The sequence below is a fragment of the Stenotrophomonas sp. INTA L402-1 genome, from assembly GCF_059295135.1.
On sequence record NZ_JCAFWP010000174.1, the window covers coordinates 1 to 598 of the forward strand.

General features: G+C 58.9%; 2 protein-coding genes. One reads left to right on the plus strand and one right to left on the minus strand.

Going from position 1 to position 598, the window contains the following annotated elements:
- The coding region (locus AC5O77_RS22180; RefSeq protein WP_494507217.1) for a transketolase-like TK C-terminal-containing protein at positions 1-232 on the plus strand (232 nt) is incomplete at its 5' end.
- A 63-nt stretch (positions 233-295) separates the two neighbouring features.
- On the opposite strand, the gene AC5O77_RS22185 is transcribed toward AC5O77_RS22180, so the two are convergent.
- Positions 296-598: NUDIX domain-containing protein (locus AC5O77_RS22185; RefSeq protein ID WP_494507218.1), on the minus strand; the 303-nt coding region annotated here is incomplete at its 5' end.

The following is a 598-nucleotide window of genomic DNA, read 5'->3' on the forward strand; positions in this document are numbered from 1 at the left end:
GTTCGACAAACAGGATGCGGCGTACCGCGAATCGGTGCTGCCGTCGGCGGTCGCCGCGCGTGTGGCCATCGAAGCGGGCATTGCCGATTACTGGTACAAATACGTCGGGCTGAACGGCGCGGTGGTGGGCATGACCAGCTTCGGCGAATCGGCACCGGCCGAGCAGCTGTTCAAGACGTTCGGTTTCACCGTCGACAACGTGGTGGCGAAGGCCAGGGCGTTGTTGAAGTAACCGCCAGGCGGGCGAGCAGACTCGCCCCGCGTGATGGAAAACCCGGCTACGTGCCGGGATTTTTTATGCCAATAGGCGATTGATCTGCAGATACTGCAACAGCATGATGGTCTTGCCGTCCTTGATGCGCCCATCGGTAATCATCGCCACCGCCTGGTCAAACGGCAACTCCACCACTACAAGATCTTCGTCTTCCACCCCACCGCCACCGGTATGGCGTTGGCTATCGTCATATTCGGCAATAAAGAAATGGATCAGCTCGGTGACGCCGCCCGGCGACATATAGGCTTCAAATATCTTCTTCACCTCGCCAACCTGAAAGCCGGTTTCTTCTATCGCTTCCCGACGTGCGCACTGTTCCGGCGC